General features: G+C 45.2%; 24 protein-coding genes and 1 riboswitch. Of the genes, 12 read left to right on the forward strand and 12 right to left on the reverse strand.

Going from position 1 to position 18894, the window contains the following annotated elements; all coding sequences use genetic code 11:
• Positions 1-5 precede the first annotated feature (5 nt).
• The 5 genes from RAC86_RS03420 to RAC86_RS03440 all read right to left on the reverse strand — a co-directional run bounded on the left by RAC86_RS03420 (position 6) and on the right by RAC86_RS03440 (position 5423).
• Positions 6-1274, reverse strand: a complete 1269-nt coding sequence (locus RAC86_RS03420) for an MFS transporter (RefSeq protein ID WP_086343689.1) — start codon at positions 1272-1274, stop codon at positions 6-8.
• 111 nt (positions 1275-1385) lie between these two features.
• Positions 1386-2234, reverse strand: coding sequence for a GNAT family N-acetyltransferase (locus RAC86_RS03425; protein WP_377885384.1), 849 nt, complete (start codon positions 2232-2234; stop codon positions 1386-1388).
• 5 nt (positions 2235-2239) lie between these two features.
• Positions 2240-2689, reverse strand: a complete 450-nt coding sequence (locus tag RAC86_RS03430) for a GNAT family N-acetyltransferase (RefSeq protein WP_124073124.1) — start codon at positions 2687-2689, stop codon at positions 2240-2242.
• A gap of 90 nt (positions 2690-2779) precedes the next feature.
• Positions 2780-4618, reverse strand: a complete 1839-nt coding sequence (locus RAC86_RS03435) for a bifunctional homocysteine S-methyltransferase/methylenetetrahydrofolate reductase (protein WP_217024223.1) — start codon at positions 4616-4618, stop codon at positions 2780-2782.
• Between the two features lie 89 nt (positions 4619-4707).
• Positions 4708-4825, reverse strand: a riboswitch (SAM riboswitch).
• Between the two features lie 106 nt (positions 4826-4931).
• On the reverse strand, positions 4932-5423 hold the full coding sequence (locus tag RAC86_RS03440) for a YajQ family cyclic di-GMP-binding protein (protein ID WP_014479415.1): 492 nt from the start codon (positions 5421-5423) through the stop codon (positions 4932-4934).
• A 98-nt stretch (positions 5424-5521) separates the two neighbouring features.
• Here RAC86_RS03440 and RAC86_RS03445 point away from each other — a divergent pair, with 98 nt between their 5' ends.
• A complete protein-coding gene (locus tag RAC86_RS03445) occupies positions 5522-6418 on the forward strand; it encodes a CvfB family protein (protein WP_015252384.1) in 897 nt (298 codons plus the stop codon).
• A 52-nt stretch (positions 6419-6470) separates the two neighbouring features.
• Here RAC86_RS03445 and RAC86_RS03450 read toward each other — a convergent pair whose 3' ends face one another.
• The 3 genes from RAC86_RS03450 to RAC86_RS03460 are packed head-to-tail and all read right to left on the reverse strand — an operon-like array spanning position 6471 to position 8502.
• On the reverse strand, positions 6471-7055 hold the full coding sequence (locus tag RAC86_RS03450; RefSeq protein WP_003244950.1) for a sporulation delaying protein family toxin: 585 nt from the start codon (positions 7053-7055) through the stop codon (positions 6471-6473).
• Positions 7052-7981 (reverse strand): sporulation-delaying protein SdpB family protein, encoded by a 930-nt coding sequence (locus tag RAC86_RS03455; RefSeq protein WP_033883608.1) that lies wholly within the window; start codon positions 7979-7981, stop codon positions 7052-7054. Before RAC86_RS03455 ends, RAC86_RS03450 begins: the two co-directional genes overlap by 4 nt.
• Entirely contained in the window at positions 7966-8502 is a 537-nt protein-coding gene (locus RAC86_RS03460) for an SdpA family antimicrobial peptide system protein (RefSeq protein ID WP_003245405.1), read from the reverse strand. The genes RAC86_RS03455 and RAC86_RS03460 overlap by 16 nt, the downstream gene beginning before the upstream one ends.
• A gap of 177 nt (positions 8503-8679) precedes the next feature.
• On the opposite strand from RAC86_RS03460, the gene RAC86_RS03465 reads away from it, so the two are divergent.
• From RAC86_RS03465 to nprB, 4 genes are all read left to right on the forward strand, one after another.
• A complete protein-coding gene (locus RAC86_RS03465; protein ID WP_003245674.1) occupies positions 8680-9027 on the forward strand; it encodes a PadR family transcriptional regulator in 348 nt (115 codons plus the stop codon).
• A complete protein-coding gene (locus RAC86_RS03470; RefSeq protein WP_326144920.1) occupies positions 9024-9611 on the forward strand; it encodes an HAAS signaling domain-containing protein in 588 nt (195 codons plus the stop codon). Before RAC86_RS03465 ends, RAC86_RS03470 begins: the two co-directional genes overlap by 4 nt.
• A 19-nt stretch (positions 9612-9630) precedes the next feature.
• A complete protein-coding gene (locus RAC86_RS03475; RefSeq protein ID WP_003233021.1) occupies positions 9631-9924 on the forward strand; it encodes a DUF3784 domain-containing protein in 294 nt (97 codons plus the stop codon).
• A 135-nt stretch (positions 9925-10059) separates the two neighbouring features.
• Positions 10060-11676: a neutral protease NprB gene (nprB, locus tag RAC86_RS03480; RefSeq protein WP_326144922.1), complete on the forward strand. Its 1617-nt coding sequence runs from the start codon at positions 10060-10062 to the stop codon at positions 11674-11676.
• A gap of 46 nt (positions 11677-11722) precedes the next feature.
• On the opposite strand, the gene RAC86_RS03485 is transcribed toward nprB, so the two are convergent.
• On the reverse strand, positions 11723-12574 hold the full coding sequence (locus RAC86_RS03485; RefSeq protein ID WP_377885386.1) for a DegV family protein: 852 nt from the start codon (positions 12572-12574) through the stop codon (positions 11723-11725).
• A 137-nt stretch (positions 12575-12711) separates the two neighbouring features.
• Between RAC86_RS03485 and RAC86_RS03490 the strand changes: the two genes are divergently transcribed.
• Positions 12712-13554: a YitT family protein gene (locus RAC86_RS03490; RefSeq protein WP_003245017.1), complete on the forward strand. Its 843-nt coding sequence runs from the start codon at positions 12712-12714 to the stop codon at positions 13552-13554.
• An 18-nt stretch (positions 13555-13572) separates the two neighbouring features.
• Positions 13573-14028 carry a BsuPI-related putative proteinase inhibitor gene (locus RAC86_RS03495; protein ID WP_069322520.1) on the forward strand — a complete coding sequence of 152 codons (456 nt, stop codon included), beginning with the start codon at positions 13573-13575 and terminating at the stop codon, positions 14026-14028.
• Between the two features lie 30 nt (positions 14029-14058).
• On the opposite strand, the gene RAC86_RS03500 is transcribed toward RAC86_RS03495, so the two are convergent.
• The 3 genes from RAC86_RS03500 to yitU form a co-directional block, all read right to left on the reverse strand.
• Positions 14059-14256 (reverse strand): DUF3813 domain-containing protein, encoded by a 198-nt coding sequence (locus RAC86_RS03500; RefSeq protein WP_187002177.1) that lies wholly within the window; start codon positions 14254-14256, stop codon positions 14059-14061.
• The gene (locus tag RAC86_RS03505; protein ID WP_017695668.1) at positions 14257-14409 is read right to left on the reverse strand and encodes a hypothetical protein; all 153 of its coding nucleotides are present in this window, start codon (positions 14407-14409) and stop codon (positions 14257-14259) included. It lies immediately after the preceding gene.
• A gap of 104 nt (positions 14410-14513) precedes the next feature.
• On the reverse strand, positions 14514-15326 hold the full coding sequence (yitU, locus tag RAC86_RS03510) for a 5-amino-6-(5-phospho-D-ribitylamino)uracil phosphatase YitU (protein WP_377885387.1): 813 nt from the start codon (positions 15324-15326) through the stop codon (positions 14514-14516).
• 120 nt (positions 15327-15446) lie between these two features.
• Here yitU and RAC86_RS03515 point away from each other — a divergent pair, with 120 nt between their 5' ends.
• The 5 genes from RAC86_RS03515 to RAC86_RS03535 all read left to right on the forward strand — a co-directional run bounded on the left by RAC86_RS03515 (position 15447) and on the right by RAC86_RS03535 (position 18852).
• The gene (locus RAC86_RS03515) at positions 15447-16214 is read left to right on the forward strand and encodes a prolyl oligopeptidase family serine peptidase (RefSeq protein WP_377885388.1); all 768 of its coding nucleotides are present in this window, start codon (positions 15447-15449) and stop codon (positions 16212-16214) included.
• 63 nt (positions 16215-16277) lie between these two features.
• Positions 16278-16586 (forward strand): metal-sulfur cluster assembly factor, encoded by a 309-nt coding sequence (locus RAC86_RS03520; RefSeq protein ID WP_014479422.1) that lies wholly within the window; start codon positions 16278-16280, stop codon positions 16584-16586.
• Between the two features lie 64 nt (positions 16587-16650).
• Positions 16651-16821: a YqaE/Pmp3 family membrane protein gene (locus tag RAC86_RS03525; RefSeq protein WP_377885389.1), complete on the forward strand. Its 171-nt coding sequence runs from the start codon at positions 16651-16653 to the stop codon at positions 16819-16821.
• A 61-nt stretch (positions 16822-16882) separates the two neighbouring features.
• Positions 16883-18313 (forward strand): FAD-binding protein, encoded by a 1431-nt coding sequence (locus RAC86_RS03530; protein WP_377885390.1) that lies wholly within the window; start codon positions 16883-16885, stop codon positions 18311-18313.
• Positions 18313-18852, forward strand: coding sequence for an MFS transporter (locus tag RAC86_RS03535; protein WP_003232993.1), 540 nt, complete (start codon positions 18313-18315; stop codon positions 18850-18852). The genes RAC86_RS03530 and RAC86_RS03535 overlap by 1 nt, the downstream gene beginning before the upstream one ends.
• Positions 18853-18894 lie beyond the last annotated feature (42 nt).

The raw sequence follows: 18894 nt of genomic DNA on the forward strand, positions 1-18894 counted from the left end.
GGGTGCTACCTTTCCTCAGCGGGCTGTAGCCGATTTCCAGCCATTTTAGTGTCTTCTTTTTCTTTTGTTTCTTCATTGTTTTGCTTCACATGGATGAGCATCATCACAAGAATCCCGACAACGAGAGTCAATCCCGCGATGCTTAAAAACATGCCGGGTCTGGACCATTGCATCAGGCGGCCGAAAATCGGAGGACCGATCGCTACTCCTAAGAAACGTACAGAGCCGTACAGCGAGGTGACAAATCCCCGTCTTTCCTTGCCGACAGCCCCGGTAATAAAACTGTTCACACAAGGAAGGACAAGACCTGAGCCTATGCTGCTCAGTACAAGAACACTGATAAAAAGGACAAGATTTTCAATGAATGACAGTGCCGCGTAGGATACGGTCATGAACGCCAATCCAAGTACGATCAGCTTTTTCATTAACGATTGCTTTTGCCCGATTTTGCTTCCTGTTGTATAGGACGTCACACACATAACCAAAAGCGGGATCGCTAAAATCAAGCCTTTTTTCACGCCGTCGGTGTCGTATGTTTTTTCAAGAACATCTGAGAGATAAAACAGGATGCCGAATAAAGTAAACAAACAGGTCGCACCGGCTAAATAAGCGGTAAACAGCCATCTGCCTTCATGTTTAAAGACACTTAACAGCCCTTTTGCATATTTTCCGATTGGTGGCGGTTCTTTTTCCTTTTTCTTTTCTTTAATAAAAATCCAAGTCAGTACGATCGAAATGATACAAAACACAGGAAAGGCAAAAAACGCGCCATACCAGACAAGCAGGGCGATCAGCGAGCCAATGATCGGCGATAGCACTTTCCCCATGCCGTTTGAAGCTTCAACAAGGCCGAGCACCTTGCTCTCCTGGGCGCCTTTAAACAGATCTCCCGTCAGTGCCATGGCAATTGGGCCGGTTCCGGCTGCCCCGATTCCCTGTAACGCTCGTCCTGCCATGACCCAAGGGTAGGCATTGTCAAAAAAACCTGCCGCAAACCCGGCTAACAAACCGCCGGCACCATACAAAATTAAGCAGGGAATAATGATGACTTTCCTTGAGAATCGGTCTGCGAGATAACCGACAATCGGAATCGCAAATGCTGCAATTAAGGAAAATACTGTGATCACGAGACTGACTTGAAATTGTGATAAATGAAGTTCAGATTTCATTTTTGGCAAAATCGGAATAAGCATCGAGTTTCCTAGGGTTAATATTAAAGGGATTGAACCGATTGCTACAATCGTCATTCCGTTATTTTGTTTTGATGATTCCATCTCAGAGCACACTCCTTTTCTTCTGCTTAGAATGTCCCTGTTGGCTTCGTTTATTCAGCGATCAGACAGCAAAAAACCGAACAGAAGATACCTGTTCGGGAAAAAAGAGGGTTAACCGAGAGCCTGTGAAATCAAAGCATATAAGTGTCCATTTTGAATAGGCGCTTTTTTCTGATAGAACAAAAGCGGAGGTTCATCATCTTTAAGAAATCCCATTTCTATCAGGCTGTCATGCAGAGACGTGTGTTCACTCGGTATATCGATTCGCATCGGCCCTTGTTTGCCGGCCGCCAGCCTGTTAATTATCTGTGCTGCAACATCTGATGATGGAGCGATGATGGGGCCGAATTTCAAATTGGCCGGTGTCTGTACAGAAAGTCCGTAGCCAATGAGCTGTCCGTCCTGATTTCTGGCGATGATACATTCGCATGAAGCAGAAATAAGCTGCTGCAAAAGGTTTGATCGATCTCCGCCAAAGGCAGCCAGATCCGCCGTGGTTAAGTCGTGAAAGTCTTGTTCTCTAAAGGATGTCAGTTCAGCGTCAAGCTTTTTTGTATAAGGTTGAAAACTATGACAGCTGTACTTTCGCACTGAACCTGCTGTATGAAAACCTGCTTTTTCATAAAGCGGCAAACCTTCTTTTGTGGCGCAAAGCCTGATGGCTGTGTTTTCATCCGTTTGGGTGATACAGGCGTTTACCATACGCCGGCCGAGACCGAGCCGTTGATATTCTTTGTCCACGATCACGAGGCCGATAGAAGCAAGACGGCCAAACAAAAACAAGCCGATGCAGGAAATAATATCACCGCTGACATTTTGATAGCCGAAAAAGCGTCCTTGCTGGACAAGCAGTGCCAGCTCTTGTTCGCCGTAATCCGGCCACCCGGCTTGCCTGCAAAGCCGCAATAGACTAGGGGTATGTTCTTCATGAAGCTTAATCAGCTTATCGATTACCCTCATACAGATCACCTGCTTGTTTCGAGTTTTTTATACATGATGATATGTGTGCCTATGCCGGGAATCTCAAACGGTTCGCCGAGTTCTTCCCAGCCAAGTTTTGAATAGTAGCCTTTCACATGGCTTCTGGCATTGCACCAGACTGCCTGAACGCCGTTCTCCGCCAGTTTCTCTTCCGCGTGTTTGATCAGCGTGCTCCCGCCTTTTTGATCGCGATATCCTTCAAGCGTTGCCATGCCTCTCAGCCGATATGCTGGGGATTCTGTTATTAATGGCTGATTTTGCGGGGAAAAAGAAGCGATGCTGATCAGCTTCCCTTCAAAAAACGCGCCGAGATGAAAGGAGCCTTTTGCATGATCCTCTTCATATTTGCATTGTTCAATGGATTGATGGGGGCGCAGAATGCGGTGCCGGATTTCATATGTATCTTCCGCGGAAATGGTTTTGACTTCGAGCATAATGTTCCTCCTCATGACTGTTTTTCTATATCGTAACACGAATCCCGTTGAAAAAGACCGCCCGATTGGATCAGACAGTCTTTAAAGGGATTAATGCAAAAAGATATTTTGGCGCTGCTCATCTTTTTGCTGAATATATGAAGTGAGCTCAGCGGTTAAGTCAGATCTGAGGAAAGGCGTTATCAAGTAGATGCCGTTAAACAGCTCGCATGCCGTATCCAGCAGGGAGCGGGCAATTGCAAGGCCTTCCGCCTTTTGCTTTTCTTTATCTTCACCGGCATGGGCCATTTTTTCGCGAATCGTATCAGACAGCTTAATGCCGGGAATTTCATTATGGATGAATTCGGCATTCCGGCTGCTTGTCAGCGGCATGATGCCGATATAGATCGGCGTCTTCAGATGTTTTGTTTCGTTATGGATATCGACAAGCTGCTGCTCGGAATAGACAGGCTGAGAAACAAAATAATCTGCGCCGCAATCTATTTTTTTCTCAAGCCGTTTTACCGCTTTATCCAGATGGCGGACGTTAGGATTAAATGCGGCGGCAACTGAGAAATTCGTTTTCTTGCCGAGCGGTTTTCCAGACAGAGACAGACCTTCATTGAATTGTTTGATCAGCCTGATTAAATCAAAAGATGTTAAATCATATACAGACGTCGCACCAGGAAAATCCCCGATTTTAGAAGGGTCACCTGTAATAGCAAGCACGTCATTCAGCCCTAACGTATCAAGGCCCATTAAATGTGACTGTAAGCCGATAATGTTACGGTCACGGCACGTAATATGGACAAGGGAACGCATATCGAGCTGCTGCTTGACAAGGGCGCCGCAGGCAACATTGCTGATCCGCGGGGTCGCCAGAGAATTGTCGGCGAGTGTCAGGGCATCGATTCCCGCTTCTTTTAATTCAGCAGCCGCCGATAGAAATTTGTCAAAGCTTAGTTTTTTCGGCGGGTCCAGCTCTACGATAATAGAGCGTTTTTTCGCCGCGATCTCATCCAGGCCGGGCTCGGTTCGCTCGTGATGAACAGAAATGAATTCTTTCGCCCGGGTTTTGACTTCTTTTTCCGTAATCGGAGCCAGTCCGCCAACCGCTTCCGCCATCGCCCTGATGTGATTCGGTGTTGTGCCGCAGCAGCCGCCGATAATCCGCGCGCCTTGCTTACGGAATTCTAACGCGCTGTTTTGAAAATACGTGTCGTCTGTTTCATAGACGAGCCGTCCCTCTTCAAGCGAAGGAAGACTGCTGTTCGGATAAACCGATAAGAATACGTCATCAAAAATTGGCACTTCGCTGAGCGCTTCAATCATGTGATAAGGGCCGAGGCGGCAGTTAATGCCGACAATATCAGCTCCGAGATCCGCAATCGAGCGCAATGCGTCAGAAAGCGGCGTTCCGTCCTGCAATACGCCTTGCTCGTGCATGGAGACATTGAGCATAATCGGAAGATCAGTCTCTTTGCGCGCGATTTTCAGCACTTCACGGGCTTCTTCCAAATCATAATATGTTTCTAACAGTAAGCCATCCGGCTCTTCATGCAGCAGCAGATACAACTGCTCGCGGAAGCTGCGCTTAATTTCGTCAAGACTGTACGCATTTTTATTAAATGTCCGTATGCCGCCCATCGTTCCAAGCACGTATGCATCGCCTGCTGAAGCCCGCGCGATCTTTACGGCCTCCTGATTCATTTTTTTGATGTCATCCTCAAGACCGTGTCTGGATAATTTAATATAGTTGGCCCCGTACGTATTCGTTTGAATAATGTTGGCTCCCGCTTCAACGTACGCTTTATGTATGCGCTGAATTTCCTCCGGCTTTGAAATATTGAGCTCCTCAAAACACCTGTCAATGCCATAGGAGTAGAGGAGCGTCCCCATGGCGCCGTCACCGATTAACACCTGTCTTTGCAAATCTTCTAAAAGTCCCATTGTCTGCCTCCTTTATTCACATCAGCAAGGAAAAAAGAGAAATAAAAAAAGTCCTCTTAAGAAGAAGACTTTGTCAGTGATTTTGTCTCTTCTTATCTTCCAAGCTGTTCGAGCTTGCTGGATTTAGCACCTTGGTCATGGCTGATCGCCATTACACCGGTTGCTGAAGCTTCGTCGGGCCAGTCCCTCTGCTTCTCTTGATAAGAACGGATATGAAATTTTCGTGTCAGGAAGTGCCAAAAGATACCTGGCGTTTTTCCCTTTCTCCAAATTTACCGAAAATAAAGACAATAATCAATAGGAATCAGAAAATTTATCTGAAATTTATAAATTGAACGTCAATTGGCAGGTCTGCTCCCCGCACAGCTGAGATAATCTGCTGCAGGTCATCTTTGTTTTTTCCGGTGACACGCACTTGATCATCCTGCACCTGAGACTTTACTTTCAGTCCGGAGTTTTTGATGATCGTATTGATTTTTTTTGCGTTGTCCTTGTCAATGCCTTGAACAAGCTTTGCACGCTGGCGTACCGTTCCGCCTGACGCGTTTTCAACCTTGCCGTACTCAATGTTTTTTGTCGGTACGTTTCGTTTAATCAATTTGCTGACCAGCACATCTTTCAGCTGGCTTAATTTGAATTCGTCATCGGAAACGAGGACGAGCTCCTCTTTATCTAAAGAAATGTCGCTTTTGCTGCCTTTAAAGTCATATCGGGTACTGATTTCCTTCAGTGCAATTTGGATTGCGTTTTGCACTTCAGGCAATTCCACCTTGGATACAATATCAAATGAACTTTCTTTTGCCATATGAAAACCTCCATAACATTTAACTTATGTGTTGATTATAGTAGAATAAAGAGAAACTTCCAACAGAACAAAGAATCAATTTGTGATGATTGGAAAAAATGTTAACAAAATCCGCAGAGAATAAGCGGAACAGGAAGGACGATAGCATGAGACCAGGGCAGCAATTAACCTTGAGTATAGATCACCAAACCGACTTCGGTTATTTTTTAACCGATGGGGAAGATACGATTCTCTTACATAACAGTGAAATGACTGAGGATATCGAGGACAGAGACGAAGTAGAAGTCTTTATATACGTCGACCAGCAGGAAAGGCTTGCGGCCACGATGAAAATTCCGGTCATCAGCGCGGATGAATATGGCTGGGTTGAAGTGGTGGATAAAGTGGAAGATATGGGCGTTTTCGTTGATGTCGGTTTATCGAAGGACGCACTAGTCGCAACTGAGCATTTACCCCCGTATGAAGATGTCTGGCCGCAAAAAGGGGACAAACTTTACTGTATGCTGAAGGTGACGAACCGGGGGCGCATGTTTGCGAAACCAGCGCCGGAAGATATCATCAGCGAACTGTTTACCGACGCTTCAGAAGATCTGATGAATAAAGAGCTGACAGGTACGGTGTACAGGCTGATCGCATCGGGTTCATTCGTGATCACGGATGACGGTATCCGCTGTTTTATTCACCCGTCAGAAAGAAAAGAGGAGCCAAGACTCGGTTCAAGAGTCACAGGCCGGGTGATTCAAGTGAAAGAAGACGGTTCAGTCAACTTGTCGCTGCTTCCAAGAAAACAGGATGCAATGTCAGTTGATGCTGAGTGCATTCTAACGTATATGAGAATGAGAAACGGTGCCATGCCGTACAGTGACAAAAGCCAGCCTGACGATATCAGAGAACGTTTTAATATGAGCAAAGCCGCCTTTAAACGCGCGCTGGGCCATTTGATGAAAAACGGAAAAGTGTATCAGGAAAATGGATGGACATACGAGAAAAAATAGCATGAAAATGGCTCGCCTGCAGCAGACTGCGGAGCGAGCCGTTTTTTTATGTCTAGTTTAATTCATCAACCAGTGTTCTGATTGCCATTTCGCGATCCACATTGTCTGAAATCGCTATCGGCGTAATATCAATGGCGAGAATGATCAGAATCAGGGCACCGGCTGCAGCAACATAGGAAACATAATAGAAATAGTTAGCGGTATCAACAGTGTTGACAAGCTCGGCCTGAACTCTGGAAGTATCATCCTTGGAAGCGGCGATTTCCTTTGCAGCTTCTACTTTTTCTTCAACGATTTGACCTGCTTTTTTCAGCAGTTCATCCACTTTCAATGCATCTTTGCTGTAAACAGCTTTCTTCAGGTTATCAAAAAAGTCAGCATCCTCTTTTTTTATATCAGCGACAACCTGATTGGCAAAAGCCTTTGCCTGTTTTGTGTTGAGTTTGTCTGTCATCGCTTTATTAAAGACCTCTGGAAGCTGTTTGCCAACTTCCCCTTGGGCAAACACAAAGCCTTTAAAAATTTCCTCACCTGAATACTCAAGCTGCTTTGCCTGTGCCACACTTTCTTGCTGCTTCACCAAAAACACAGTCGTCACCAATACAACCGACAAAAATACTAGAAACGCCTTCTTCAAACTGAAACCTCTCCCTTCTTGTGTTTTTTATTCCACAACCGTCTGCGAATATATGTAAATTGAATCGTGGAATCGATAGGAGTGAGATACAATATCAAAATGCCGGCCATGATAATCGAAAAACTGATGAGGCCCAGCATGACTGCAAAAATCTCATGCATAAAAACAGCGATGAGCAAAATCAATCTCCAATGCTTCTTCGGCGCAAACAGCGCCGCGAAGATGACAATTTGAACCAGCAGCGTCCCCCATGTCGGAATCACCACGAACGGACTTGTTACAATTGGCTTCGTTAACGCCTGAAAAAAGCCGTTGAAGCCAATGGTTTTTTCCTGGGCGAAATAATAGACGGCCGTTCCGTCCACCCATTCCTGCTGAGACAGCTTAGCGACGGTAGAGTGAAAATAAAGCACCGCCACTTGGATTCTGATCACAAAATAAGAAATAAAAGCTGTTATTTTTCCAAGTGTTCTTTTGCCCTCTATAGGTCTCGTACTCCAATGCCATTTTCTCGGATCGGTCAGCGTGATGGGAAGCAATAAAAAGGTCATGACGGCTGCTGCCTGCTCGCCTCCGTCGATGACGATCAGCGATGACTGCAGGCTGTAACTGACATACCAATGCAGAACCCCGGTGATCCTGGGGCGCCAGCCAATGACAACAAGCACCAGAATGGCAATGCAGACCCATCTGAAAAGATTTAACATCATATAGTTATTTTCGCCGAGGCAAAAGAGACTGAGATTCATTTTACAAGCTGGATAGCTGCTGATCCCGCTGGCTGGCTTCATAATGAGGCTCGGGTGATTGATGAGCAGCGTCAGCAGGCTGGATAGCGCAATGATGCTTCGCGCGAGGCCGTATACATTTGTCCACGGGTTTCTTTCGTCCCATCTGGTGATGGTCTGTTTTATGTTTTCGAGCATGAGATCACAACCTTGACTATGCTTTTTACCTGATAAGACGAAGGGGTGTATTTAGAATAGCTCCAAGGAACAATATCCTCTTTCGTCAAATAGTAGCTGCCACAAAGCAGCGGGCGGGGAGCGGGTGTTTTTAATTGCACGGTTTTGGCTTTGCTTTTGCATGCGCCGAGGTCCTTTTCTTTACATGCTGTCCACTGTTCCTTGCCGACTTGGCTGTAGATCACGCCCATTTCAACGCCTTGTGACCGCCCATACCGATACAGGCCAAATAGGTTGTCAGCCCTCATATTGGGCCATCTGACCTTGGCGCTGGCATTTTCAGCCTCATATAAGCCGATTGCAGTATCACGCGGATTTTTGCTAAAAAAGCCCCAGCCCTGAGGGAGGATGCTGGACATGAGAAATTTGGAGTCCTTTGTCAGCGGAATCGGGGTTGTCCCTAAGCTGCCAATAATAGAAAACAGAAATAGCGAACCCCAAAGGATTGAAAAAATGACAAAAAATGATATCGATTTCTGCATTCGACTGCTCCTTTTAACCTGAAGAATCGTTTTTACACTTTTCATAATATAAAAACATTTATGTAATAAAAAGGTTAAAAAGTATGAGAAATCCCATTTTTGTTAAAAGAAAAAACAGGACATTTTACACTGCTATATGTGATTGATATATAGTGTTTTTTTCGATATATTTAAACCATGAAAACGAATCAAGTTAATGACCGCTGGATTGTTCAATTTCGAAAAGGGATTTTCGAGCTGGCCATCCTATCCCTACTGCGTTCTAAACCGATGTACGGTTATGAGCTGACGTCATCCTTAAAAACCACCTCGGCGCTAGCTATTTCAGAGGGAGCGATTTATCCGATTTTGAAACGTATGACCGAGAAGGGATGGATCGAATTTTTTTGGGAAGATTCACTGGACGGCCCGAAAAGAAAGTATTACAAAATGACGCAAAAAGGAGAAGAAATGTTAAAAGAACGGCTGGAGAAATACCTGGAAACCCATCAAGCCTTACTGTCTTTATCGGGGGATTTGCTATGAATGGGCAGCTTATCATTGACCGATACATGGAGGAACTAAATGCAGAGCTGGCGAATATGCCTGATGTAGAGAGAGAAAACGCTATCGACGAATTAAAGGGGCATATCACCGCTTTCGTTCAAGACAGAATCAAAGCCGGCCTTAGTGAAGAGGAACTGCAGAAAGCTGTTGAATCTGAATTTTCTCATCCGAAGGAGCTTGCCGAATTGATAATGGGTGATGGGGGAGAGACGAAAAGGAGGAGGTCTTTATTGGGCAAAAGCTGGCTTTCGGTCCTTCTCATTGTCACGGTTATCGCCCTGCCGCTGCTGCCGTCCGACTTCATACATCTGCCGCTGGCTGTTTATTTAATGGTGCTCGCCGGATATGTATGGAAGCGGAAAAAATTGATGATGTTTGCAGGTGTCAGAAAAAACAAAATGCGCTCTCAAAAGGAGATTGTTACGATTTCGCGAGTCGGTGCGGTTTATCTGCTGTTTTTAGCAGTGCTGCTTCTTTTGAGCCCGTTCCTCAATGCGTTTGTCGTCCTGCTGCTGATTGCAGTAAGCTGCGCCGCTTTTTTTCTTTTTCTTAACATCAAGTAATCTTGTAGGAGGCTGAAAGATGGAAATCAGCATCAATTATCTATTAATTGTCATCGCGCTTTTATTCTTTGTGGTTGCTTATTTTGTCGGAATCAAAAAACAAACCTGGATGCTGGCTGGGTTTAACGAGGCGCGTATACGGGATAAAGACCGGCTGGCCAGAATAGCAGGCTACTTTTTCTTGAATTCCGGTTTGTTCATTTTGCTGAATAGTTTTATCTCATTTCAAGGTCAGGAGCAGCTCATACCTCCGCTTATACTGGCATATGGAGCAGGGGTTATTATTTATGTCAATAAAAAATTAGTAGAGTAGAAGAAGAAGGGCAGAGCGAAATATCTCTGCCCTTCTTTTTTGGGAAAATAAGAACGAAGCACCACATACAAGTTTTTGTATTTTTGATAGGATGAAGAAAAATGGTAGATTCCAAAATAGGAAGGATGTGGTGTTTTGCGCAACTTGACCAAGACATCTCTATTACTGGCCGGCTTATGCACAGCGGCCCAAATGGTTTTTGTAACACATGCCTTAGCTGAACAAAGCATCGAATACGACCATACGTATCAAACCCCTTCATACATCATCGAAAAGTCATCGCAGAAGCCGGTACAAAACACAACCCAGAAAGAATCGCTATTTTCCTATCTTGACAAGCATCAAACGCAGTTTAAGCTCAAAGGGAATGCGAACAGCCATTTTCGCGTTTCGAAAACCATAAAGGATCCAAAGACAAAACAAACGTTTTTTAAATTAACTGAGGTTTACAAAGGAATTCCGATTTACGGCTTTGAACAAGCGGTCGCGATGAAGGAAAACAAACAAGTGAAAAGTTTCTTTGGAAAGGTGCATCCGCAAATCAAAGACGTCTCCATTACACCGTCTATTTCTGAGAAAAAAGCAATACATACAGCAAGGCGTGAGCTCGAGGCTTCCATTGGAAAAATCGAATATCTTGATGGGGAACCAAAAGGCGAATTATATATCTATCCACACGACGGTGAATATGATCTCGCCTACCTTGTGAGACTCTCGACATCTGAACCTGAGCCTGGCTATTGGCATTATTTCATCGATGCCAAAAACGGAAAGGTCATCGAGTCCTTTAATGCCATTCATGAAGCGGCAGGTACAGGAATCGGCGTGTCAGGTGATGAAAAAAGCTTTGACGTCACAGAACAAAATGGGCGCTTTTATTTGGCTGACGAAACAAGGGGAAAAGGGATCAATACATTTGACGCGAAGAACCTGAACGAAACCTTGTTTACGCTTTTGTCTCAACTGATCGGGTATACGGGCAAAGAAATAGTCAGCGGCATGTCCGTATTTAATGAACCTGCGGCTGTAGACGCACACGCAAATGCGCAAGCCGTTTACGATTATTACAGCAAGACATTTGGCCGTGATTCTTTTGATCAAAACGGAGCAAGGATTACGTCTACCGTGCATGTCGGCAAACAATGGAACAATGCTGCGTGGAACGGTGTCCAGATGGTATACGGGGATGGAGACGGTTCGAAATTTAAGCCGCTGTCTGGATCGCTCGACATTGTCGCGCATGAAATCACACACGCAGTCACACAGTATTCCGCCGGTCTTTTATATCAAGGAGAACCCGGTGCATTAAATGAGTCCATTTCTGACATTATGGGCGCGATGGCTGACCGTGATGATTGGGAGATCGGCGAAGATGTCTATACTCCTGGTATTGCAGGAGATTCATTGCGGTCATTGGAGGACCCATCTAAGCAGGGAAATCCAGATCATTACTCGAACCGCTACACAGGAACAGAGGATTATGGCGGAGTCCATATCAATTCGTCCATTCACAATAAAGCAGCTTATCTTCTTGCAGAAGGAGGCGTGCACCACGGTGTACAGGTTGAAGGGATTGGGCGTGAAGCAAGTGAACAAATTTACTATCGGGCTTTAACATATTATGTAACGGCATCTACAGATTTCAGCATGATGAAGCAAGCGGCGATTGAAGCTGCCAATGATTTATACGGTGAAGGCTCAAAGCAATCAGTTTCAGTCGAAAAGGCGTATGAGGCTGTCGGCATTCTATGAGCAAACAAAAACAGTCAGGACACAGAGTCTGACTGTTTTTGTTTGCTCATTTTCTTAAAAAGAATATCGCCAATGTACCTGGGCCGGCATGCGAGCCGATTGCTGAACTGATTGGATGCATAATGATTTCTTTCGGCTTGAACGCTTCCTCAATCAGGTGTTTCATGTCCGTGGCTTTTTCTTTGTTCGCGGCGTAGCTAATCCCGACGGTTTGATTGCTCCAATCATCCCCGCGCTCTTTCATAAGCTCGATGATCCGTTTGAAAAGTTTCTTCTGTCCGCGGATTTTTTCCAGAGGCACAAGCTTGCCGTCCTCCATCTGAAGCAGCGGTTTAATATTCAACAGGCCGCCGACAAAAGCGGACGTTTTGGATATCCGGCCGCCCCTCGCGAGATATGTTAAATCATCAACGGTAAAAATGTGTTCAAGCTGGCTGCAAAAGTTCTTTACAGACGTTTCAATTTCTTGTATTGTATTCCCGTTGATACAGAGATCGGCAGCATGCCGGACAGCCAGACCGTATCCTAATGAAGCGCATTTGGAATCAATGATCCGCAAATCGAAATCGGGGAATTCCTCCTTCACTTCATTGGCGATCATTACAGCTGTCTGATACGTGCCGGAGAGACCTGAGGAAAAGGCAATGTAAAGAGCGGGATCACCTGTTTCGGCATATTGCAAAAACACATTTTTAATTGTTTGCGGTGAGGCTTGAGACGTCTTAGGCGTTTCTCCATTGTGCATAGCTTCAAATATTTGATCCGCATGAATTGTGACTGCATCTTCGAATTCTTTATCGCCGAGAGAAACCCTGAGCGGAATAAAGCCAATGCCTTTTTCTTCAAAATAAGAACGAGGCAAATCAGTGGCGCTGTCAGCGATGAGATGAACTGTCATATTGCTTCCCTTCTTTCCGTTATCGCTCGTTATCATGAGAGTTAAGCCAACTATATCATATTAATTTGCCAAAATCGTGTTCAAATATTTGTTTTAAGGGAAAACATAATAAAGAAGAAAGAGCGGAGGAACATGCCATGGTACTAGATCAAACAAAAAAATTACTCATCGTCATCATCGGCGCTTTACTCAATGCTGCCGGGCTGAACTTATTTTTGATTCCGGCAGATGTATATGCCAGCGGATTTACAGGTGTTGCCCAGCTTTTATCAAGCGTCGTTGATCAATATGCCCCCTTTTACATATCGACGGGAACGCTCTTGTTCCTCTTAAACATTCCGGTCGGTATTTTAGGATGGCTGAAGGTCGGCAAATCGTTTACAGTGTACAGCATTTTAAGTGTCGCACTCACTACTCTGTTTATGGGGATCCTGCCGGAAACAAGCCTGTCACATGACATTTTGCTGAACGCGGTGTTCGGCGGCGTCATTTCCGCAGTCGGTATCGGTTTAACATTAAAATACGGAGCTTCGACAGGCGGGCTTGATATCGTCGCCATGGTGCTTGCAAAGTGGAAGGATAAACCCGTCGGCACGTATTTCTTCATTCTGAACGGGATTATCATCTTGACGGCAGGATTATTGCAAGGTTGGGAGAAAGCATTATATACCCTGGTTACGCTGTATGTGACAACAAGGGTGATCGACGCCATTCACACTCGCCACATGAAGCTCACGGCAATGATCGTGACGAAAAAAGCGGACGAAATCAAGGAAGCCATTTACGGAAAAATGGTGCGCGGCATCACAACTGTTCCGGCAAAAGGAGCTTTTACGAACGAACAGAAAGAAATGATGATTATCGTCATCACGAGGTATGAACTGTACGATTTAGAAAAGATCGTCAAAGAAGTTGATCCAAAAGCATTTACGAACATCGTTCAAACGACAGGGATTTTTGGTTTCTTTAGAAAAGACTGACGAAAGCAGGTGGAAGTCGTGAAACGGCTGCTTGTGATGCTCCTGCCCGTGCTGCTTTTGATAGGCTGCGGGAAAGATGAGCAGACAGAACCCGATAAGGAGGTATCAGGCGGAATGGAGAATCAAGAGGTTGTTTTATCTATTGACGCAATTCAGGAGCCTGAACAAATCAAGTTTAACATGTCGCTGAAGAACCAAAGCGAACGTGCTGTCGAGTTTCAATTCAGCACAGGGCAAAAATTTGAACTTGTCGTGTATGATTCTGAGCACAAAGAAAGATACCGTTATTCGAAAGACAAAATGTTTACGCAGGCTTTTCAAAACCTGACGCTTGAATCTGGAGAAACATATGATTTCTCTGATGTGTGGAAGGAAGTCCCGGAGCCCGGAACCTATGAGGTAAAGGTGACATTTAAGGGCAGGGCGGAAAATCTCAAGCAGGTTCAGGCTGTTCAGCAGTTTGAAGTCAAATAAGAGGCTATGGCGAGTCGCCATAGCCTTTTTTTATTGGAGTTTGTCCAGCTGATTTTGAAATTGATGCAGCTGTTGACGTTCCGCATCTGTCGAATTGGCATACGCAGAAGATACAGCATTTTTGGCTCTCAGAATCGCTTGCTCCTGATTGCCTTCCTCAAAGCCGTTTGTCACCATGACCGCCTGTTGAACAAATGATTTTGCCTGCTGAAACAGTTCATTTCTCATTTAATATTCAACCTGGCTTTCGGCCGAGTCTCGTGCCGCGGCATGCTGGTGAGCTTCTTCTAAAGTAGACCGATATGGAAATCTTGCGGCGTGTAGCCCGATGGAGTCTTTACCCTGCTGAATAAACCTTCTGGATTTGCTTCGTTTACCCATTTTGAGACTGCCCCCTTCCATACTTTGACGAGATGAGTCGTCTTCAATTAGTATGGTGGGGCAAAGTAAGGTTTATGAGTGGGAAAAATTAATACGGACCTTCTTTAAAGTGAGAAATATTCTTTCAAAAACCTTGCAACGCCGTCCTCTTCATTTGTAGCCGTTGTTCGGTTGGCAATCTGCTTGACCGCGTCAATTCCATTTCCCATTGCAACGCCGCAGCCTGCAAATTCAAGCATTTCCAAATCGTTATCCTCATCCCCGAAAGCAATGATCCGCTCCCTCGGCACGCTGTAATAATCGCTGATTTTCTGCAGGCCGACCGCTTTATTCATGCCGCTTTTGATAATTTCAATGACATGCCACGGTGCGGCCCATCTTCTATGGTCGATCACCTCGGCATGCACATCCGATAAATAAGAGCGTATTGCCGGCACATCATCTTCCTTTGCGTGTATGAGTACAGACGTCACATCTTCACCAAGATTTTCTCTCAAGTCTCCGACCGTTACATTTGTTGTGTTCATGTTAAAGGCATCTATCAGGTGCTCATCATGGTAATGAAAGTATACGTCGTCAATCACTTCAGCAAGCACGTTATGTACGTTGTAGCTCTCGCTGATATCCACGAGCTGTTTGACAACATCAAGCGGCAGTGACGTATGATACCGTCCCCAGCTGTCGTCTTGCGGATGATGGACAAATGCTCCGTTAAAATTGACAATTGGCGTTGTCAGCTCCATCTGCTGGTAGTACATGGAACTTGAACGATACGGACGGCCTGTTGAGATGCAGACATAATGCCCGTCATCTTTTAGGCGCTGTATCGTATGAAGGGTGTTTTCAGATATGGTTTTATCATCCTTTAATAATGTTCCATCTAAATCTAATGCGATTAAATAGGGTTTTGTCTCCATGAAAAGCTCCTTTAACCTTAGATTTTGCTTGTTTTGCCTTACTTACAGTGTAGCTTTTTACCATCTTTATTGTCTACATGTTACACTTATGATTATGGTTATCCTAAGGAGGGGCACATTGTGATACAAATTGAGAATCAAACCGTTTCCGGTATTCCGTTTTTACATATTGTAAAGGAAGAGAACAGGCACCGCGCTGTTCCTCTCGTGATCTTTATACATGGTTTTACAAGCGCGAAGGAACACAACCTTCATATTGCTTATCTGCTTGCGGAGAAGGGTTTTAGAGCCGTTCTGCCGGAGGCTTTGCACCATGGGGAACGGGGAGAAGAAATGGCTGTCGAAGAGCTGGCGGGGCATTTTTGGGATATCGTCCTTAACGAGATTGAAGAGATCGGCGTACTTAAAAACCATTTTGAAAAAGAGGGCCTGATAGACGGCGGCCGCATCGGTCTCGCAGGCACGTCAATGGGCGGCATCACAACGCTTGGCGCTTTGACTGCATATGATTGGATAAAAGCCGGCGTCAGCCTGATGGGAAGCCCCAATTACGTGGAGCTGTTTCAGCAGCAGATTGACCATATTCAATCTCAGGGCATTGAAATCGATGTGCCGGAAGAGAAGGTACAGCAGCTGATGAAACGTCTCGAATTGCGGGATCTCAGCCTTCAGCCGGAGAAACTGCAACAGCGCCCGCTTTTATTTTGGCACGGCGCAAAAGATAAAGTTGTGCCTTACGCGCCGACCCGGAAATTTTATGACACGATTAAATCCCATTACAGCGAGCAGCCGGAACGCCTGCAATTTATCGGAGATGAAAACGCTGACCATAAAGTCCCGCGGGCAGCTGTGTTAAAAACGATTGAATGGTTTGGAACGTACTTATAAAGCACGAAGTTATTAACAAGAGCTGAATTTACGTTATACTGTAGAAAAAAGGAGTGAGGGAACGTGGAAGAAGCATTAAAAGAAAACATCATGGGCGCCCTGGAACAGGTTGTCGATCCTGAGCTTGGCGTTGATATCGTGAACCTTGGTTTGGTATACGATGTTGACATGGATGAAGACGGCTTAACGCACGTGACGATGACACTGACATCAATGGGATGCCCTTTAGCGCCGATTATCGTGGATGAGGTGAAAAAAGCATTAGCGGACCTTCCTGAAGTGAAAGACACAGAGGTTCACATTGTATGGAATCCGCCTTGGACTAGGGATAAAATGTCCAGATACGCAAAAATTGCGCTTGGCATTCAATAAAACAAAAGAGGACAGCCTGACATGTGAGGCTGTCCTTTTTTACAGCTGAAAGGAGTGAAAGGAAATGATGTACCTGCTGGCAGTTTTATGCCCGCCGCTTGCTGTTTTGTTTTCGGGAAAACCGTTTCAGGCCTTGCTGAATCTCATATTGACCTTTATCTTTTGGCTGCCGGGCGCGATTCACGCCTGCTTTATCGTCGCCGACCGCCGTGCCGAAAAAAGGGCAAGAAGATAATTTGGAAAAATGAGGACGCAGTCATGGTATAATGGTCATAAAAAACAGCAGGGAGAGCACTATGAAAAAGAAATTGCTTGCATTCGCGCTTTGTACTGGCGCGTATGCGGCCCTGTTTGCGTACTCTGTGAACTCAGAGCAAAAAACAGACACAAGCGAGATGACGGATGTCAGCCGCCTGATGCCTGTAAAAATAAAGCAGACAGTGAAAGGGCAGGAAGAGGAAACGCTCATTGACACAGTCAAAGAGGCAAATCGAAAAAACATAAAAATTTCAATCGCCGGGGCCCAGCACTCCATGGGCGGCCATACATATTATGAGGACGGCATCGTTCTCGACATGACGGGCTACAACAAAATCCTGTCACTCGATCAAGAGAAGAAAACCATCAGGGTGCAAAGCGGTGCAACGTGGAATGATATCCAGAAATACGTGAATCCATACGGACTCGCGGTAAAAGTCATGCAGTCACAAAACATTTTTACAATCGGCGGATCTCTCAGCGCAAATGCACACGGGCGTGATATTCGCTACGGCTCGCTGATTGATACAGTCAAATCATTTCGGCTTTTAAAAGCTGACGGGACGATTATCACTGTCACTCCAAAAGATGATTTGTTTACGGCGGTCATCGGAGGGTACGGCCTTTTTGGCGTGATTCTTGATGTAACGCTTGAGCTGTCAGATGATGAGCTGTATGTCATGAAGACAGAAAAAATGAATTACAGCACATACGCAGACTATTTTTCAAAGCATGTAAAAGGAAATCCAAATGTCCGAATGCATCTGGCGCGAATTTCAACAGCGAAAAAAGGATTTCTGAAAGACATGTATGTCACAAATTACGTATTGGCTGATCATCAGGATCAACTGCCATCATACAGCGATCTCAAAGAAGATGAGTATACGGGAGCCACAAAGTTTGCACTCGGTTTGTCAAGACGGTATGAATGGGGCAGGAATTGGCTGTGGGACACACAGCAATCCTATTTCCTGAGCCAAAACGGCACAGAGATTTCACGCAATAACGTCATGCGGTCCGAATCAAAGTTTCTTGAGTATGAAAACAATGACAACACAGATGTTTTGCAAGAATACTTTGTGCCCGTGAAGGAGTATGGGTCCTATATTGATGACCTGAGACAAACGCTGTCGGACGAAGATCTGAACCTGCTGAACATTACGATCCGCTACGTGCAGAAAAATGAAAAGGCCGACCTTTCCTATGCGAAGGACGATATGTTTTCGCTCGTGCTATTAATAAACGAGGGCTTTTCCAAAGAAGACCAGGCAGATACCGCCCGAATCATCAGGCGCATGACAGACGTTGCCATCAAGCACGGCGGCAGCTATTATCTGCCTTATATGACCTACCAGACAAAAGCGCAAATGAGACAGGCATATCCGAAAAGTGAAGCGTTTTTTCAGAAAAAACGAACCTATGACCCGAATGAGCGCTTTATGAATTACTTTTATCAGAGGTATAAATAATGGGGAAAAACAAATTAAAATGGCTGACATTATCACAAAGCAGCGTGTTTTTCGCAAGCAGCTTAATCTTTCCGTTTTATATTCTGTTTGTGAAAAATATCGGCTCAAGCTACACACAGTTCGGTTTTTCCTACGGATTGTTCGGGTTGAGCGGAGCGCTCATTTACCCGCTCCTCGGACGGCTGTCTGAAAGGTTTGACAGCCGTTATTTTCTGCTTCTGAACTCGTGGGGGATGGCTGTTCTGCTTTTATATGTCCCGCATATCGGAAGCGTCGTTCAAGTGTATATCGTCCAAGTGCTGTTAGGGCTCTTTGGAGCGATGCAAAAGCATGGAGAAAAAGTGCTGATCGCTAATTTTACAGACAGCGGAGAGCGTGGAAAAAAGATTGGAAATTACCATTTTTGGACAGCTGTCTTTTCAGCAGCAGCCATTATGCTTGGGGGCTTTCTCGCTGACTTTTTTACAGTGCAAATGATTTTTTATGCAAGCTCTATTCTATATTTTTTGAGTGGATTGATGATGATGAAAACAGGCTGACGCGGTCAGCCTGTTTTTTTATGCGGCTGAAATGCGGCGCCG

The sequence above is a fragment of the Bacillus sp. LR_5 genome (assembly GCF_042709275.1).

Bases quoted from the DNA above. Each gene is read 5' to 3' on its own strand.
- RAC86_RS03420 (WP_086343689.1), bottom strand. From the start codon at position 1,274: ATGGAATCATCAAAACAAAATAACGGAATGACGATTGTAGCAATCGGT.
- RAC86_RS03425 (WP_377885384.1), bottom strand. From the start codon at position 2,234: ATGAGGGTAATCGATAAGCTGATTAAGCTTCATGAAGAACATACCCCT.
- RAC86_RS03430 (WP_124073124.1), bottom strand. From the start codon at position 2,689: ATGCTCGAAGTCAAAACCATTTCCGCGGAAGATACATATGAAATCCGG.
- RAC86_RS03435 (WP_217024223.1), bottom strand. From the start codon at position 4,618: ATGGGACTTTTAGAAGATTTGCAAAGACAGGTGTTAATCGGTGACGGC.
- RAC86_RS03440 (WP_014479415.1), bottom strand. From the start codon at position 5,423: ATGGCAAAAGAAAGTTCATTTGATATTGTATCCAAGGTGGAATTGCCT.
- RAC86_RS03445 (WP_015252384.1), top strand. From the start codon at position 5,522: ATGTTAACAAAATCCGCAGAGAATAAGCGGAACAGGAAGGACGATAGC.
- RAC86_RS03455 (WP_033883608.1), bottom strand. From the start codon at position 7,981: ATGCTCGAAAACATAAAACAGACCATCACCAGATGGGACGAAAGAAAC.
- RAC86_RS03460 (WP_003245405.1), bottom strand. From the start codon at position 8,502: ATGCAGAAATCGATATCATTTTTTGTCATTTTTTCAATCCTTTGGGGT.
- RAC86_RS03465 (WP_003245674.1), top strand. From the start codon at position 8,680: ATGAAAACGAATCAAGTTAATGACCGCTGGATTGTTCAATTTCGAAAA.
- RAC86_RS03470 (WP_326144920.1), top strand. From the start codon at position 9,024: ATGAATGGGCAGCTTATCATTGACCGATACATGGAGGAACTAAATGCA.
- RAC86_RS03475 (WP_003233021.1), top strand. From the start codon at position 9,631: ATGGAAATCAGCATCAATTATCTATTAATTGTCATCGCGCTTTTATTC.
- RAC86_RS03485 (WP_377885386.1), bottom strand. From the start codon at position 12,574: ATGACAGTTCATCTCATCGCTGACAGCGCCACTGATTTGCCTCGTTCT.
- RAC86_RS03490 (WP_003245017.1), top strand. From the start codon at position 12,712: ATGGTACTAGATCAAACAAAAAAATTACTCATCGTCATCATCGGCGCT.
- RAC86_RS03500 (WP_187002177.1), bottom strand. From the start codon at position 14,256: ATGAGAAATGAACTGTTTCAGCAGGCAAAATCATTTGTTCAACAGGCG.
- RAC86_RS03505 (WP_017695668.1), bottom strand. From the start codon at position 14,409: ATGGGTAAACGAAGCAAATCCAGAAGGTTTATTCAGCAGGGTAAAGAC.
- yitU (WP_377885387.1), bottom strand. From the start codon at position 15,326: ATGGAGACAAAACCCTATTTAATCGCATTAGATTTAGATGGAACATTA.
- RAC86_RS03525 (WP_377885389.1), top strand. From the start codon at position 16,651: ATGATGTACCTGCTGGCAGTTTTATGCCCGCCGCTTGCTGTTTTGTTT.
- RAC86_RS03530 (WP_377885390.1), top strand. From the start codon at position 16,883: ATGAAAAAGAAATTGCTTGCATTCGCGCTTTGTACTGGCGCGTATGCG.
- RAC86_RS03535 (WP_003232993.1), top strand. From the start codon at position 18,313: ATGGGGAAAAACAAATTAAAATGGCTGACATTATCACAAAGCAGCGTG.